Origin of the sequence: Methanofollis ethanolicus (genome assembly GCF_001571385.1) — an archaeon.
Classification (GTDB): Archaea; Halobacteriota; Methanomicrobia; order Methanomicrobiales; family Methanofollaceae; genus Methanofollis; species Methanofollis ethanolicus.
This window is the reverse complement of sequence record NZ_BCNW01000001.1, coordinates 2,569,854-2,585,375: the sequence shown is the minus strand read 5'-3', so window position 1 is coordinate 2,585,375 and position 15,522 is coordinate 2,569,854. Positions and strand designations below refer to the sequence as shown.

The window sequence follows — 15,522 nt, the reverse complement described above, 5'->3', positions numbered from 1 at the left end:
GCGATAGGGGGTGGATGACAATCTCCTTCATCAGGATCTCTCTTCTCTCTTCCCCGACCCTATCCTGTTTCGGGGGTCCGGGGACGTCAGTCCCCCGGCAGAGAGGTAGGGGAAGGCGGTGGTTTCGCACGATTCTTCAGGGAATTCAGGAAGATATCGACCCGATCATGATATTCTCTCCCGATCCCTGCATGCAGAGATGGGGGGAATGAACGAGAGTTTTGGGATATGCTCCTCGTCTGTTTGGTGAATCTGGAGGATCGGAAGGTGCAGGAAGTGCTCGCGCACTTCTGCTCTCCGGTCAGTTAGAATGGATAATCATTCGGATTGCTGATGTAATTCTCTATATTCTTGAAAGTGACCTCCGTCCCGCCGCTCGTGACGAAGAACCCGTCGCGAGCGATGACGACGCCTTCAAGGTATGCGCCTTCGAAGGTTACCTTCCCTCTGGGTGCGAAGAAAACGCCGGTAACGCCGCTTCCTCCCTTTCCTGTTATGGTGATGTCCCCGTCGTATGCAATGATGACGACGTTCGTCGCCGTTTTGCTCCAGGACGTGGACGAGTACCTGTCAGCATAGACCTTCATGGTGCTCGTCAGGGCTCCGCCTGAGACGTACTCTCTTGCAGCGTACCAGCCGGCGGGTTTTGTGGACGGGATCTTCTGGTCGGGCATCTCGACGGCCGGCACGGATGTCGTGTGGATGCATTTCGAGAGTATGCTGTCATCCATGGACGGGGGATGCGTGAACGTGCCTGTATAGTAAATACGGGCGTCGTCATCGATCGTCGGCGTCCAGTCGAGCGTCAGGTCCCCGTCGACGTACACGTTGTCGTGGACCCTTGCGTCCTTGAGGGAGAAATCGCCGGCAACGTACACATCGCCATAGATGTCTCTGCCGCCGCTTTTCAGCGTCAGGTCTCCGTTGATGGAGATATTTCCGGGTTTTGTTGCCGATCCGATGCCGGCACTCCCTCCGTCCAGGGTGACGTCGCCGTCGATGTAGATGGTGGAAACGGAGACGGAAGCACCGCCGTTGAGGTCCGCAGTGTCCAATCCACCGGTGATAACGATAGTTGCTCCTGTTCCGGTGACGGTGTTCCCGCCGAATCTGAGAGCGTTGCCGTAGACGAAGACGTTCTCGTCGATGACATAATCGATGAATGAACTGCCCACGGTGATGTAGCCTGTCTTCGTCTCGGTGTCGGAACTCCCGGTCTTCGACGCGGTGAGGGTGACTGTGTAGGTGCCTGGGACGGTGTAGGTGTGCGTCGGGTGCTGGTCTGTCGAGGTTGCCCCGTCGCCGAAGTCCCAGGACCATGCGGTCGGCGCACCGGTGGACATGTCGGTGAACTGGACAGTGAGCGGGGCCTCCCCTGCTGTCGGGTCGGCGGTGAAGTCAGCCCCGACCGCCGTCCCCGGACCCTGGCAGAAGGAGTTGATCGGCGTGCGACCGAAGGCGGAGGAGGACCATTCGAGGTGGAAGACCGCCTCTCCCTGGTTTTCAAACATCTTCGCCTTTATCGGATGGGCTCCGGCAGCGAGAGCGATCGACGCCGTTTTTTCCTGTACCTTGTGGTAGCCTCCGTTATCGATCAGCGAGGGATCGCTCTCTCTGATTGCGTCCAGCCAGAGCCACGACCCGTCGTCCGAGGTGAGATAGAATGTATAGGTGTCGTCTGCCGGCACGATCAGGTACCCCTCGTAGATCACGCTGAACTGGTTCTGTTTTCCGAGCGTCGACTGAGGCCAGTCATATTCGTCGGTTTCGGCACGGATATAGGGCGTCGTGTTCGCGGCCTGGTCTGCAAACCAGATCCTCCTGTCAATTCTCTGGACCGGTGTGCCGGTAAAGCCGATTGTGGGGTAATAGGTGCCTGTGATGCCGGCCGCCGCACACCGCTGGACGATGATGTATGCGGTCTTCGTCTCGTTGTCGGAGCTGTATGTGTTCGAGGCGGTGAGTTTGACGGTATAGATGCCCGGTGTGGTGTAGATATGCGTCGGGTTCTGTTCCGTCGAGTTGACGCCGTCGCCGAAGTCCCAGGACCACGCTGTGGGATCGCCGGTGGAGAGGTCGGTGAACCCGACGGTCAGGGGTGCCGTGCCCAGGGTCATATTGGCGACGAAGTCGGTGTCGATGGGCACCGGGGTCGGTTCAGTCGTCGGTACTGCTGTGACTGTTGTTGTCGGCACTATCGTTGTGGTCGTCGGTACTGTTGTGACGGTTGTCGGTGTTGCCGCCGTGCCGTTCTCGAAAATGAGCCAAGAGCCGCCTCTCCGGTCGACGCCGTCGGCGACGATCCTGATCTCTGCCGCCGAAGAGACGCCTGAAAGGACGAGGGCTTGCCCGGTCCCCCATGTCGTCCACATCCCGGCCTCAGGCTCAATACCCGACGCATCGACGAGGGTGGCGTTAGTCCAGGGCGCTCCGTCGACGAGAAGGGTGAAGTGCCCTTTTTCGAGGGGGTCGCCGCCGTCATGGTAGAGATAGGCGCTCCCGTTCTCCTCCTCGACATGCGCAAGCATCGCGGGCGCCTTGTCGCCCGGCGGGTTCGAGAGGACCATGACGCCGACGACCGCCGCCGCTGTCATGAAGATGGCGATGAGGGCCATGACGGCGGTGAGTTCGCTGGCGGCGGTGTCTGTGTGCGTCATGAGAATATCTCCGAAAAATTTTATGTCCCTGTGATATTTACTTTGCATGCGTCCTTTCCGACAACTGCAGTATCATTAAAGGCAATTGCCATAATGACGACCTGTTTTACTCCCTTTATCTGACCCGGTGGGAACTCAAATTTTGCTGAATACTCTTGAGTTGCGGGATCTTTGGATGCGGGTTGAATGTCAACTACTTTTGGTGGCCTTGTATCATAGTCGTACATTACAAAATCCACCCGTTTAATGTCTGGATCAGTGACGTTAGCATTTACGTTTGAATAATAATGGCCGTTTTTTTCAAATTTTAGATCTGTACCGAGCTCTGGAATGACGATAACCACGGGGGGTGTTTCATTCTCTCCACCCGGCGTCACCGCTCCTCCGCCTGCCCCCGGGTCCACCGGGTCGGGCGCGAAGACCGCCGCCCCACCGCCATCGAATGCAGGTTCGGCAAGGAACGTCTCCCCGCCCCCTGTGACGGCGGTGACGACCACACGATGGGGTTTTACACTCCCCGTATAGGTGATGGCCTCACCGATCGACCAGACGCCGTCTGCAGGTCCGGTGAAGTCACCGGTCCCGTCCACAAGGCCATTCCTTGTATCGAGATAGATCCTGTACTCCCCCTTCTGGAGGGGGTCGCCTCCCTCGTGGACAAGGACAATGTTGCCGCTCTCATTCCCCGCGACGATCGTGGCATGGGGGATCTCCGTGGTCTGGGGGCCGGAGAGGAGGACGGCCGCTACGATCGCCACGCCGAGGACTGTCAGGCCGACGAGGAGAACGGCCCCGATCACCTCGGAGACTCCTTCTTCATGGGTGTCGTGTGTCATGCTCTCACTCCATCAGGGACGCCGCGTTGTGGATCGTCACCGTGTAATTTGCCGGATAGAGTTTGAGGATGACTTTCTTGCCCTCTTGCGGCTGAATCATCAGTGTGGCCCCGTCTTCGCTCAGACCGGGCAGGCACTGCAAGGGATCGACCCCTTCTGCCCTCGCCCTCTGCTGCACCTCTTTGAAGGCCCTCTCCCATGCCCATGCCGTTTCCATATCTTTGGTCATGACAACCAGGTCCACCCGGTCGTAGGTGCCGTCAAGGGAGGAGGGATCGCTCCCACGCATCCTGGTCTCTATCCGCGCCGGCCCTGACCCCCCGATCTTCGCTGAGCCATTGAGACTGATCGGGGTGATGGTGAGGGTAATGTTCTCCCTGGCCCGTGCCACTGCGATCGAAGGTCCGACCCGCACCGTTGTTCCCCCCTCCTGCGAGAGGAAGACCGCTCCCATCTGATATGTCCAGGTCTGGTCCACCCAGTAGTTGTTCGAAGACGTGTAGGTGAGACTGCCGAGAGGGATGGTCGCCTCTTTCTCCCCTGCCGTGATCGTAAGGGCCGCCCCGTCGCCCTTCACTGCGACGCTCCCACCCGATCCCACCGGCGAGAGGATGGGCAGCGCAAAACCTCCGCCTTCCGTCGCCGCCGCGCCGGTTCCGAGGTCGAAGGCCGTTGAGAGGAGCACTCCGCTCTTTTCATTCACCCAGAGAGAATCAAGCGCGATCTTGTAGTCGGTGAACCGGTCCTTCACCATGTTCATATGCGTGATCTCGTTCTCCCGCCCCTCTGCCGGCACGGCATAGAGCAGGTAGACCGAGAGGGCGAGGACGAGGACACCGAGAAGGAGCACAAAGCCGACGACCTCCGAGAGGGCGTCTTCGTCCTGGGGGGAATGCATGGATCGCGTTTTTCCGGAGACACTATATATGCCTTTCAGACGGATGCACCTGCCTTGTGGGATAGCGTTAAGATTGCACGCGGTCACATATATGCTCCATCTGATCTCTGGAGACTATTGATATGATCGAACCTGACGACCGGATGCCGCGTCTTGCCGACGGCTGCGTCCTCTGCTATGAAGGGGCCAAGATGGTCCTTTTCGTGACCGGGCGGTGCGGCAGGAACTGCTGGTACTGCCCCCTCTCAGACACGCGCCGGAATCTGGATGTCGTCTACGCAAACGACCGGTTGGTCAGGCGCCTCGACGACATCATCGAGGAGGCCGAGATGATGAGCGCGCTCGGCACCGGCGTCACCGGCGGCGAACCCTTCCTGGTCCTCGACGACGTCGTCAGGTACTGTCGTCTCCTCAAGGAGCACTTCGGGCCCGACCACCACATCCACCTCTATACGGGTATCGCCCCCGGAAAGGCGCAGCTCGAACCCCTCCGCGGGCTTGTGGACGAGGTCCGCCTTCACCCCCCGCAGGAGGCCTGGGCCGGGATCCTGAAAAGCCCGTACGCCGCCTCGGTGCGGACCGCCCGCGACCTCGGCTTTTCCGTCGGGATCGAGGTCCCGTCCCTTCCCGGCCTCGAAGCCCTCGCCGCGATCCTGCCTGAACTCGACTTCCTCAATATAAATGAACTGGAGTGGAGCGAGACGAACGCCGATGCCATGCGCGAGCGGAACCTCGATCTGGAGGACGGCCTCCACAATGCCGTTGGCGGTGCGGTGGCATGGGCCGCCCCTCTCCTCGGCGATGAGAAGGTCCACGTCTGCTCGTCGGCCTTCAAGGACTCGGTCCAGCTGCGGGAAAGGCTGAAGAGGATCGCGGAGAACACGGCCCGGCCCTTCGACGAGATCACCGACGACGGCACGATCGTCTATGGCGTCCTGGAAATCGAGGGCGGGGAGGTCCCGCAGGCCCTCAAGGAAGATATTTATGATCTCGAAGTCTCCGGTACCCATGTGGAAATGGCCTGGTGGGTGCTTGCCGAACTCAGGGAACGCCTCCCGGGCAAGAAGGAGATCGTGGAGCGCTACCCGAATGGCGGTATCGTCCTGGAGGTGACGCCACTCTGAGTCTGAGGGAGAGGATCGAACCCCTGTACGAGCGCTATCTCCAGTGGCAGTGCGTCCAGATCCCCGGTCATATCGCCATCATCCAGGACGGAAACCGGAGGTACGCCCGGCTTCTCGGCCTGGACACCATCGAAGGCCATCGCGCGGGCGCCGGGGTGACCGAGAGGGTGCTCGAATGGGCGCGGGAGATCGGTGTCCGGACGATCACCCTGTACTCCTTCTCGACCGAGAACTTCAACCGCGACCGTGCCGAGGTGGAGTATCTCTTCTCACTCTTCAAGGAGAAGTTCGCCGCCCTGAAAACCGACGAACGCGTCCACACAAACCAGATCCGGGTCCAGATGATCGGTGACCGTTCGATGCTCCCGCCCGACCTCCTCCAGACCATCGAGGCCGCGGAAGAGGCGACGAGGAACTACAGCCGGTACTACCTGAATATCGCCCTCGCCTATGGCGGCAGGAACGAGATCGTCCATGCCGCGAGGAAGATCGCAGCAGGCGTGCAGGACGGGAGCATCTCCCCTGACGAGATCACCCCGCAGACCGTGGAGAGCAACCTCTATGACGGCATCCATCTCCCTCCCGTCGACCTCATCCTCAGGACAGGGAATGAACGCCGGACCTCGAACTTTCTCCCCTGGATGGCAAACGGCAACGAGTGTGCGGTCTATTTTTGCGCGCCCTACTGGCCGGTCTTCAGAAAGATCGACCTTTTACGTGCGATCAGGGTGTACGACCAGAGGATGCGGGGTTCCCGGTAGGTCAGGCGCCGTAGCGCCTGGCCCGTGCCTGGAAGTCTCTCAGTGCCCTGAGAAAATCGATTTTCCTGAACCATTTCCAGTTCACGTCTGAGAAGAAAAATTCCGAGTAGACCGATTGCCAGATGAGAAAGTCGGTGAGATGGCTGCCTCCGGTCTTGATCACGAGGTCAGGGGCGCAGTGATAGGTGAGGTGGCACTCGATCGTTTCCTCGTCGATCGCCTCCGGTGGAGTGCCCTCTTCCGCGATCTTCCTGATGCATTCGGCGATCTCCTCGCGCCCGCTCTTGCCCGCCGCGATGGTCACGCACATTCCCTCTCCGCTCGTCTCGATCTGGTCGCCCACATGGAGGCGTAGGCAGGCGATCGTCGCGATCTTTCGTATGGCCGGGAGATAGGGCACAATCTCGGAGGGGTCTTGTGTCGAGATATGGAAGGTGGCGCCGCCAAGCCCGATCTCACGGCACCACTCGCTCACCTCGAAGACCTTCTCCGGGGCCTCGACCATGTCCTCGCCGGTGATCATGAAACAGACCTGGCCAGGGAGTTTTTCCAGGTCGCGGCGGAGGATCTGCTCGTACAACCACCTGATCACCGGCACCGCCCCGGTAGATCGGCAGGCCGCCGGGTATTGAGGACGTCTCCGGCACCGCACCAGCCCCGCCGGGCGAGGGCGACGCCGTAGTGCAGGTGGCCGAGTTCGCCGGCAGAATGCGCGTCAGTCCCGATTGCCAGTTTCACGCCTTTCTTTTTTGCCTGCCTGATATAAATATCATCGATATCCATGCGCGCCGGCGAGGCATTGATCTCAAGGGCGGTCCCTGTCGTTGCCGCCGCATCGATCACCCGTGCCATGTCGATCGCCGTGGCCGGCCGCCTCCCGATGAGTCGCGCGGTCGGGTGGCCGATGATGTCCACCTGCTCGTGTTCCATCGCCGCGATCACCCGGCGGGTCATGGTGTCGGCGTCCTGCCTGAAGGCCGAGTGGACCGAGGCGACGACAAGGTCGCAGTCGTCGAGGACGGCCGCCGGCAGGGCAAGCCTCCCGTCGGCAAGGATGTCCACCTCAACGCCTGAGAGGAGGGTGCAGGCGGCGGCGCGGTTGACCCTCCTGATCGCTTCCTGCTGTTTCTGCAGGCGTTCGGCATCGAGGCCGTGCGCGACCCCGAGGCTTGCCGAGTGGTCGGTGACCAGGACATACTCGTATCCTCTCTCCTCTCCCGCGGCGGCGATCTCGTCGAGGCTCATGGCTCCGTCGCTCCAGTCAGAGTGGACATGGAGGTCGCCCCTGATATCGGCTTCGTTGACGAGGGAGGGGAGATCGCCGCGGAGGGCGCGCTCGACCTCGCCGCGGTCCTCCCGCAGTTCAGGGGGCACAGGCGCCATGCCGAGGGCGGCAAAGATCTCTTCTTCTGTCCGGTAGACAGACAGTCGCCCTGTCGCCAGGTCTGTCAGGCCGTACTCGTTCAGCCGCATCCCCTGTGTCCGGGCGATCTCGCGGAGGCGGATGTTGAAGGCCTTCGAACCGGTGAGGTAGAGGAGCATCGCCCCCTCCTCGCCGGTGCGGGCGTACCTGATGTCTGCCTGCCTCCCCCGTATCCGCAGGGTGGTCTTTTTCTCCCCTTCCTCGACGACACTCTCCGCGAGAGCCCGCAGGGCCAGGTTCGCGGGGCCGGAGGGTGCGGTGGTGACGATGTCGATGTCGCCGACCGTGGACCGGCCGCGGCGCAGGCTCCCGGCAACACGCGCCTCGCCGGGGAGGACGGCGAGGATCGCGGCGGCGATCGCGCCTGCTTCGGCGACGGTCATCCTTTCCGCGCCCTTCCTGGCCTCCTCGACGGCTCGCAGGATCTCCTGCTCCTTCTTCGGGCCGAACCCCTTCAGCGCCCTGAGCCGGCGGTTCCGTGCCGCCGCCTCCAGGTCGTCGATCCCCTCGATGTCGAGGTCTCTCCAGAGGCGGCCGACCGTCTTTGGTCCGACGCCCTGGAGGGCGAGGAGGGCGGGGAGACCGGCCGGCGTCGCTGCAAGGAGGCGGTCCCTTTCAGGGCAGGTGCCGGTCGTGGCAATCGCCCGGATCTTTTCGGCGAGGGCCTTTCCGATGCCGGGGATCGCTTCCAGTTCCTCCCTGTCCATCGCCGCCACAGGGCGGTCGAGCATGCCGATGAGTTCGGCGGCCCTGGCATAGGCCCTGACTTTGTAGGGATTCTCGCCGTGGATATCCAGCAACTGACCGATCTCTTCGAGCACCGCGGCCACCTGCCGGTTCGCCATCGCCATGCATGAGGGTGGTCTCCTCCCTATATAGGGGTTGGCGGAGGCGTGCGGTTCTGCAGGGAAGCAAATCCATAAAATCACCGGCCCCTACAATGTATGTATGAGTTCTTCTGTCCGGGAAGACTGCCTTGAGGCGATCCTCACCCTATCCGGCAAAGGTTGCCGGCCTGTGAGCGAAGCCGGGATCGGGGGGGCGGTGGATGCCGACACCGCCGAGGTCGTGGCGGCACTCCGGACTCTCGTCGCCGACGAGGACATCGTCCTGCAGGACGGCGGCTACCTGCTCACTCCGCAGGGGAAGACGGCTGCGGAGATTGTGTTCAGGAAACACCGCGTCCTCGAGTGCTTCCTCTCCGAGATGCTCGGTATGGACACGGGTGCGGCCTCGAAGGAGGCATGTGTCCTCGAGCACGGCGTTTCCGAAGAGACGATCGACCGTCTCTCGACATATATCCAGGACCCCGGTCGTCACAGGGCGATGCGGCGGGGGGCGGGGGCCGGTCGACACTCCCGGCACACGCTCCTTGATTTCGCCGAGGGGGACATCATGGAGGTCACGATGATCCGGTGTATCGGCAAGAACCGGCGGCTCATCGATCTTGGCGTCATTCCCGGTGAAAAGATTGTTCTTCAGCGTAAACTCGGGAATAACGCCGTCGTCGTGACGGTGAAGGGTGCCGACATCGCTCTCTCGCCCGAGATTGCCTCGACGATCTTTGCGGAGAAGACGGCATGAAGTGCGCCCTTGTCGGGAATCCGAGCGTCGGCAAGTCGCTCATCTTCAACCAGCTCACCGGCCTCGGTGTCGAGGTCTCGAACTATCCGGGCACGACCGTGGAACTGCTGCAGGGGAAACTCTGTTACCGCCGTTTCCCCCTGGAGGTCGTCGACCTCCCCGGGATCTATTCTCTTGACGGCGATTCGCAGGAAGAAGAACTGGTGCGCTCGTACCTCGTCAATGAACCTCCCGACCGGGTGGTCGCCGTCCTCGACGCCACCCGGATGGAGCGGAACCTCTACCTCCTCCTCCAGCTGGCCGAGTACGGGATCCCGACGGTCGTTGTCCTGAACATGATCGACGAAGCGATGGAGCAGGGACTCTCCATCGACCGCGAGCGGCTTTCAGAACTGCTCGGTCTGCCGGTGATCGAGACCGCCGCCTCCCTGGGGCAGAACATCGACCGGATCGTCCCGGCGGCCGTGCATGACGCGACCGTCTCCGGGCTGTCCGTGCCGTACACCCCTGAGATCGAGGCGGCCGTGCGGAGCATGGAGAAAATGTACGGGGCGCCGCGCCTTCCCGCCCTTCAGGCCCTTCAGGGGATCGGGCACGATGCTGACCTTCTCGAAGGGGCGCGGGCGATTGCCGCAGAGATCGAGTCCCGCAATCACATGGCGCCCGGCCAGATCATCGCCGCCAACCGCCACCTCTGCGCCCGGCAGATCTGCGGCGAGGTCGTCGGGGCGCGGGAACCGGACCGCCGTTTTTCCCTGGACCGGCTGCTCACGAAGTCCTTTCCCGGGATACCGATCCTTTTTGCCGTCCTCCTCTCGATGCTTCTCGTAGTCTTTACCGCCGGATCGTTTATCGAGGGAGTGATCGTGGAGGCCTTCTCCGTCTTTTTGATCGAGCCCTTTTCGGCCCTCGCCCTCCCTCCCCTCCTCCACACCATCGGGATGGCGGCGCTCCTTGCCATTGTCGCTGGCCTCGGGATCGCCTTCCCCTTCGTCTTCATCTACTATATCCTCCTCTCCATCGTCGAGGACTCCGGCTACCTGACGCGTGCGGCTTTCCTTGCCGACCGTGCGATGCACAGCCTCGGCCTTCATGGCGGCGCCATCATTCCGATGGTGATGGCCTTCGGCTGCAATGTGCCCGCGGTGATGGCGGCCGGGCAGTTGCGGACGACGAGGGAACGGACGATCGCCGCGTTCCTGATCACGATGGTCCCCTGCTCTGCGCGGACAGTGATCATCACCGGGATCGTCGCCGCCTTCGTCGGCCTCGGCGCCGCGCTTTCCGTCTATTTCATCGTCCTTACCCTCATTATCCTGACCGGCATCTTCCTTGCCCGTTCGATCCCCGGCGGGCAGTACGGCATGATCCTGGAGATGGCCCCTCTCAGGCGGCCCGACGCCGCGCTCGTCATCAAAAAGTCCTGGCAGCGGATCAAGGAGTTTCTCTTCATCGCCATGCCCCTGCTCCTTGCAGGGAGCGTCGTCCTTGGCGCCCTCGATTATTTCGGCTGGGTCGCCGCGTTCTCCGAGGCGGTCACCCCGATCTCCGAGGGCCTGTTCGGCCTGCCTGCATCGGCCACGACCGCCCTGCTCTTCGGCATCCTCCGGAAGGAGATGGCCTTTGAGACCCTTGCCGTCCTTGCCGGGACCGCGGATCTTGCCTCGGTGATGAGCGCGGTCCAGCTCTACACTTTCGCCGTTATCAGCGTCCTCTTCGTCCCCTGCATCTCGACGATCGCCGTGCTCTTGAAGGAGATGGGTGCGAGGGTGACGGTCGCGGTCTCGGCCTACACGATTGCGATCGGATTTTGTGTCGGGGCACTCATACATCTGATCGCGGGGTAAGTGGCGATGGACAGGATCTGTGCAGGTGTCAGGGAGATAGATGGTCGGATCGGCGAGATCAGGCCGCCCTCCAATATTCTCCTCCTTGCCCCGCCATTTTCCGACGCCGAACGCCTCGCCTATGCCCTGGTGCGCCCGGCAGAGGCCGATTATACTGTCGTCATCTCCACAGACGAGGACGCGCCGAGCGTCTGCACTGCTTTTGGCGAGGACGACGGGCGGGTCTGGGTCCTGGACTGCATCACGAAGAGCGTGGTCCCTGGCGCCACCGACACCGAATGGGTGAAGTACGTCGGCAGTCCGGCCGATCTGACAGGCATAGGGATCAAGTTCACGAAGATCCTGGACGGTGTCCAGAGGGCCGGGGATGCAGGGGACGCGGCGCCCGGGCAGGTGAGGGTCTGTGTCAACTCCCTCTCCAGTTTTCTGATCTATACGAAGCTCGAAGCGATTTATCGTTTCTTCCACATCTTCTCTGCCCGCATCAGGAGGATGAACGGCGTCGGGGTCTACCTCCTCAATCCGGAATCTGTCGACGAGAAGACGGTTTCCACCCTGAAGCAACTGATGACCGGGATCATCGAGGTGGAGGCATGTGACGGCGACCCCGGGGTCCATGCCCTGCGCTACCAGGACCTCTCGGGCAGGGTCTCCCCGCGGGTGCGCTACCACTTTGAAGGCGACGACCTGGTGGTGGAGCCATGATCCCGATCGGTATCCCGGCGCTCGACGAAATGCTGGGCGGCGGCATACCGCCGGGAGGTATGGCGCTCTTTTCTCTTGCCCCCGGTGTCGACGGTCAGCAGTTACTGTACAGCGCCCTCAGGAGTGGGCACGGCCTTGGCCGACGCTGCCTTGTGATCGTCCCGTACACGACGGCAGGCGCGTATTGTGCCGACCTCTCGGGGACGCCCTATGCCCTTTCCTCGGAGGAAAATCTTGTCTTCCTCGATGCCTCCGCCTTCGACGCGATCCATGGGAGCAGGGCGGCCACTCCCTCTTCTGAGGCCGGGGCGTGGGATGACCTCGTCACCTCCCTTGCCGCGGACTGCGGGATCGATACCGTCTTCCTCTACTGCAACCGGATCTGCGACGCCCTCGGGACCGAGGAGGCCCTCTCTCTCTTTGTCGGGATGTGCCGCAGGCTCGGTCTGACCCTCTATGTGGAGTACCTCAACCTCTATGACCGCGACCACCTCGGGGCGCTTTCGGCCGGCATTCCCTTCGACCTGGTGCTCTCGGCAGGCGAGGGGTTTGAGAACTTCCTTTTTCTGAACCACTTCAGGATAGAACACCTGTCCTGGACCCGCGCCCCTGACATGCCCCTCCCCTTCGTGGTCGGGGACGACGGCTACCTCATCCCCTATCTCCCGAAGATCGTCGTCACCGGCCCGGTGGACGCGGGGAAGACCACATTCATCAGGACACTTTCGGAGACGTCGGTCTCGTCCGACCGGATAAGTATGTCGGGGTCACCGACGACGGTGGCGATGGACGTCGGCCATCTCCATGTCACCTGCCGGGGTTTTGACCTCACCCTGATGGGTACGCCCGGTCAGGAGCACTTCGGGCCGATCATCAGGCACCTGCTCACCAACGCGACCGGCGTCGTCTTCATGGTGGACGGCACCAGCACGGCGTCTTTCGGCCGGGCGCGTGCGATCCTGGACGAGATCAGGGAGATGGACGCGCCCTTTGTCGTGGCGGTGAACAAAGGGGATCTTCCAGAGAGGGTGCCTGACCGGGACCTGCGGGTGGCCCTCTCTCTCCCCGAGGAGACGCCGCTCCATCCCTTCTCGGCCCTGGACCCGGACGGGGCGATGGGCGTGCTCGACGCCCTGGTCTGTCTGATCACCCGGAGCACAGACCCGGCGTGAGGCCGCGTCTTCCTCCTCTCCACAAGATAGATGTGCCCTGTACCCCCCATGAGTGATGCACTATGCTGACATTTATCGGACTTGGCCTCTATGACGAGACCGACCTCTCCCTGAAGGGTCTGGAACGGATCAGGCAGGCTGATCATGTTTTTCTCGAACACTATACCTCGGTGCTGACCGGGGCGACGCCCGAGAAGATGGAAGCACTCTTCGGGAAGAAGGTGCGGTACCTGTACCGTGACGATGTCGAGGGACATCCTGAGTCTTTTCTTGCGCTGGCGAAGGACGAGGACGTCGCTTTCCTGACGGCAGGTGACCCGATGGTCTCGACCACTCACATCGACCTGCGGATCAGGGCGTCGGCGATGGGGGTCGAGACGGCGATCATCCACGGCGCCTCGATCGTGAGCGCAGTCTGCGGGTTGACCGGGCTCCAGAACTACCGGTTCGGCAAGTCCTGCTCCCTTCCGTTCCCGTACGGGAAGTGGGCGCCGACGACGCCGATCGAGGTAATCGAGCACAATATGGCCGAAAATCTCCACACCCTGGTGTACCTGGACATCCAGCCGGACCGGTACATGCGGATCCCTGAGGCGGTGGCGATGCTGGAGAAGATGGCAGCGGACCGCGGCATCTCGGTCCCGCTGTATATCGGCGTGGCGCGGGCCGGGTCGCCTGCGCCTGTCGTCGCGGCCGGTACGGCTGAGGCGCTTGCCGGCGTGGACTTCGGCGGCCCCCTCCATATCCTCGTCGTCCCGGGCGAACTCCACGTGATGGAGAGGGAGTACCTCTCGGCCTTTGCTGGCCTATGACCTCTCCCTTCTCCGGCGACGCCCTGGAAGCGGCTCTCGATGAGATTGTCCCTGCCGTCCCGGAGGGATCGGCGCTTGCACGGGTCGAGGCCTGCGTCCTCAGGATGGCTGAGTCGTACCTCTCTGACGGGCGGGTCTTTGCGGCGCGGGGCGACCTCGTGAATGCCCACGCAAGTTTTGCCTATGCCTCTGGCTGGCTGGATGCCGGGGCATATCTCGGCCTGTACGGCGGTCGGACTGTCCCCCCCTCGTACGACTTTGCGGCACATATCCCGCCGTCCCTTGCCGGCCACCTTGAGGAAAAGACTGCCCGGTACGAGCGTCTCCTCTCGCAGGCCCTCTCATCTGTCGAACCGGCACCCGACGCGGAGACCCCGATGTTCTCCGCCGCATGCCGGGTGCGGGCGGCTGGCCGGGCGGCCCTTACAGACGGGCAGGGCCATGCCGGGTGCGGGCGGCTGGCCGAGGCCCTTGGCTGGTACTCCTACGGGTATGGGTGGCTCGATGCCGGGGTCCAGGCCGGACTTTTTGCGATTACCGGCTCACGGGAGATATTCACGGTATGAATGCCCGTTTTGTGCCGTCAATCCTCAAAGGGTTTATAGTACCGTCCCGTAAACTTAGAGGAGCAAATACCGTACCCTGCTGATCCGGGGGTGCGTGCGGAGGCCGGATGAAAAAGTCTCAGTGGAAGTGGCTCGGGGTATCCATCGCCTTCAGCACTATCGTGCTCATACTTGTCCTGTATTTTACGTTCGACGAGACCACGCTGGAATACCTCGCACGGCTCAATCCTTTCTACCTTCTCCTTGCCCTGCTGGCCCATATCGTCGCACTCGGCTTCTGGGCCCTCCGGATGAAGGCGATGTCCCGGTCTCTCGGGTATGATGTCGGCTTTTTCCACTGTCTCAATGCGGTCTTTGCAAACCTCCTCATTGCGGCGATAACGCCCTCCCAGGCCGGAGGGGAACCGGTCCGGGTCCATGAACTCTACCGTGCCGGTGTGAGCCTCGGCGATGCCACGGCTGTCGTGATCATGGAGCGGATCCTGGACGGCGTGGTCCTTGCAGCCATCAGCGTCGTCACGATGGTCCTTCTGGGCCAGCAGTGGCAGAGTCTTGGGGGTGGGAATTCGACGCTGGTCTATGCATCATGGGCAATCATCGCCACGCTCGTGCTCCTCTTTGTCTACTCTGTCAGGAACCCGGAGGTGTTGAAGGGCTGGCTGCGGCGGATCTCGGTGTGGCTGGAGCGGAGGAAGGCGAGGCGGAATGTGGAGAAACTGAACCTCCTCCTTGAGCGTATCGATACCGAGGTCGATAACTTTCATGGCGGCCTGAGCAGGTTTGTCAACCACGGGAAGGCGGGTCTGGTCTGGGGAGCGGTTTTCACGGCCCTCTTCTGGATCGTGGAGTTTGGTATCGCCTCGATCATCCTTGTCGGCCTCGGGGAAAAACCGTACCTGGTGGAGTCGTTCATCGCCCAGATCATCATCGCCCTCCTGATGATGATACCCCTGACGCCGGGCGGGTCAGGGATTGCCGAGGTGAGCGCCACCTCGATATACGGGATATTCGTGAACTCGTCGATCGTCGGTGTTTTCGTCCTCCTCTGGCGGATGATCTTCTATTACTTCAATATCGCCGTCGGCCTTGCGGCGAGCATCGGCATCCTCAAGCGCGAGGTGGCCAGGCACTGACCTG

14 protein-coding genes are annotated in these 15,522 nt (G+C 62.0%); 9 read left to right on the top strand and 5 right to left on the bottom strand.

What is annotated here, in order from left to right:
• Window positions 1-305: 305 nt before the first annotated feature.
• From MEFOE_RS12475 to MEFOE_RS12465, 3 genes are read right to left on the bottom strand one after another with little or no spacing between them, the layout of a single operon-like run.
• Window positions 306-2,657, bottom strand: a complete 2,352-nt coding sequence (locus MEFOE_RS12475; protein WP_067052568.1) for a PKD domain-containing protein — start codon at window positions 2,655-2,657, stop codon at window positions 306-308.
• A 20-nt stretch (window positions 2,658-2,677) separates the two neighbouring features.
• Window positions 2,678-3,493: a type IV pilin N-terminal domain-containing protein gene (locus tag MEFOE_RS12470; RefSeq protein ID WP_067052566.1), complete on the bottom strand. Its 816-nt coding sequence runs from the start codon at window positions 3,491-3,493 to the stop codon at window positions 2,678-2,680.
• 4 nt (window positions 3,494-3,497) lie between these two features.
• A complete protein-coding gene (locus MEFOE_RS12465; RefSeq protein ID WP_067052563.1) occupies window positions 3,498-4,391 on the bottom strand; it encodes a DUF7289 family protein in 894 nt (297 codons plus the stop codon).
• Between the two features lie 122 nt (window positions 4,392-4,513).
• On the opposite strand from MEFOE_RS12465, the gene MEFOE_RS12460 reads away from it, so the two are divergent.
• Both MEFOE_RS12460 and uppS read left to right on the top strand, forming a co-directional pair.
• Window positions 4,514-5,515, top strand: a complete 1,002-nt coding sequence (locus tag MEFOE_RS12460; protein WP_067052561.1) for a radical SAM protein — start codon at window positions 4,514-4,516, stop codon at window positions 5,513-5,515.
• Entirely contained in the window at window positions 5,512-6,276 is a 765-nt protein-coding gene (gene uppS / locus MEFOE_RS12455; RefSeq protein ID WP_067053307.1) for a polyprenyl diphosphate synthase, read from the top strand. The genes MEFOE_RS12460 and uppS overlap by 4 nt, the downstream gene beginning before the upstream one ends.
• A 1-nt stretch (window position 6,277) precedes the next feature.
• Here uppS and MEFOE_RS12450 read toward each other — a convergent pair whose 3' ends face one another.
• Window positions 6,278-6,874 carry an undecaprenyl diphosphate synthase family protein gene (locus MEFOE_RS12450; protein WP_328585454.1) on the bottom strand — a complete coding sequence of 199 codons (597 nt, stop codon included), beginning with the start codon at window positions 6,872-6,874 and terminating at the stop codon, window positions 6,278-6,280.
• Window positions 6,865-8,550 (bottom strand): DNA polymerase/3'-5' exonuclease PolX, encoded by a 1,686-nt coding sequence (gene polX / locus MEFOE_RS12445; RefSeq protein ID WP_067052559.1) that lies wholly within the window; start codon window positions 8,548-8,550, stop codon window positions 6,865-6,867. The genes MEFOE_RS12450 and polX overlap by 10 nt, the downstream gene beginning before the upstream one ends.
• Before the next feature lie 97 nt (window positions 8,551-8,647).
• On the opposite strand from polX, the gene MEFOE_RS12440 reads away from it, so the two are divergent.
• From MEFOE_RS12440 to MEFOE_RS12410, 7 genes are all read left to right on the top strand, one after another.
• Entirely contained in the window at window positions 8,648-9,283 is a 636-nt protein-coding gene (locus MEFOE_RS12440; protein WP_067052557.1) for a metal-dependent transcriptional regulator, read from the top strand.
• On the top strand, window positions 9,280-11,130 hold the full coding sequence (gene feoB, locus MEFOE_RS12435; protein WP_067052555.1) for a ferrous iron transport protein B: 1,851 nt from the start codon (window positions 9,280-9,282) through the stop codon (window positions 11,128-11,130). Before MEFOE_RS12440 ends, feoB begins: the two co-directional genes overlap by 4 nt.
• A 6-nt stretch (window positions 11,131-11,136) precedes the next feature.
• Window positions 11,137-11,835 (top strand): DUF7504 family protein, encoded by a 699-nt coding sequence (locus MEFOE_RS12430; RefSeq protein WP_067052553.1) that lies wholly within the window; start codon window positions 11,137-11,139, stop codon window positions 11,833-11,835.
• Window positions 11,832-13,007 (top strand): GTP-binding protein, encoded by a 1,176-nt coding sequence (locus MEFOE_RS12425; protein ID WP_067052551.1) that lies wholly within the window; start codon window positions 11,832-11,834, stop codon window positions 13,005-13,007. The genes MEFOE_RS12430 and MEFOE_RS12425 overlap by 4 nt, the downstream gene beginning before the upstream one ends.
• Before the next feature lie 62 nt (window positions 13,008-13,069).
• Window positions 13,070-13,819 carry a diphthine synthase gene (dph5, locus tag MEFOE_RS12420; RefSeq protein ID WP_067052549.1) on the top strand — a complete coding sequence of 250 codons (750 nt, stop codon included), beginning with the start codon at window positions 13,070-13,072 and terminating at the stop codon, window positions 13,817-13,819.
• Window positions 13,816-14,385, top strand: coding sequence for a DUF357 domain-containing protein (locus tag MEFOE_RS14285; protein ID WP_201785200.1), 570 nt, complete (start codon window positions 13,816-13,818; stop codon window positions 14,383-14,385). The genes dph5 and MEFOE_RS14285 overlap by 4 nt, the downstream gene beginning before the upstream one ends.
• 107 nt (window positions 14,386-14,492) lie before the next feature.
• Entirely contained in the window at window positions 14,493-15,518 is a 1,026-nt protein-coding gene (locus MEFOE_RS12410; protein WP_067052547.1) for a flippase-like domain-containing protein, read from the top strand.
• The last annotated feature ends 4 nt before the right edge of the window (window positions 15,519-15,522 follow it).